The organism is Thiospirillum jenense (assembly GCF_014145225.1).
In the GTDB taxonomy this organism is placed as follows: Bacteria; Pseudomonadota; Gammaproteobacteria; order Chromatiales; family Chromatiaceae; genus Thiospirillum; species Thiospirillum jenense.
In genome coordinates this window covers 1-754 of sequence record NZ_JABVCQ010000093.1, presented here as the reverse complement: position 1 = coordinate 754, position 754 = coordinate 1, and the positions used below count along the sequence as shown (strand labels likewise).

The window sequence follows — 754 nt, the reverse complement described above, 5'->3', positions numbered from 1 at the left end:
ATCATCCAAATGCCACGAATAACTGCCAAATAACTTAAATAGATTGGCAAATGCTTTATCAGGAATACGAATTGACGCGCCGTATTCCAACTCCAGCGAATGCTGTAAAAATAACCCGCCATTCAAAAACACAATATCGCCAATTAGCGCCTGCGTCGCCGCGCTGCGTTCATAGGCCGGTTTGGCAAACCCTTCAAAAAACAACGCCTGCAAAAACTCACTGTAAAATAAATCCTGACCGCGCTGTTTACTCGCCGTTAATTGATCCAGCAAATACCGACTATTGCCCTTGTCTAATAATAATTTGCATTGCAAAAACCAAATAAACATCAACCGATTCATTAACACCGACGCCAACCAGCGCCGCTCGCGTTCATTCGGAATGCCATCAATCAATGTGACAAATTCTATGCGCTGTTGATTAAACTCTTTAAAAAACTTCTTAGTAACTTTTTCAATATCCAGCGCCGCCGTCAAGCGCTCGACTAATTGACTGAGCGGAAACTCCCCCTGCTCATCCAATTCATTAATATCCACCACCATCCGCGACAATTTGGATAAAAACAAATCGCCCGGCTGCCCGCTCATGTATGAATGTTCACGCGCAATTTGCCGCAATTGATCGCGCCGCAACCATAACCACATGCTCTGCGTCGGCCGCGCAATTGAATCAACAAAAATCAACAGATTTTCATACACCCGCTCGGATAATTCATTCTGAATTGCCAAGCGCTGCTCGCGGGTTTCCGGCAAG

General features: G+C 45.2%; 1 protein-coding gene. It reads right to left on the bottom strand.

All coding sequences use genetic code 11. From position 1 onward, the window contains the following. A partial coding sequence (locus tag HUK38_RS14645; RefSeq protein WP_202985584.1) for a hypothetical protein occupies positions 1–754 on the bottom strand: 754 nt, incomplete at both ends.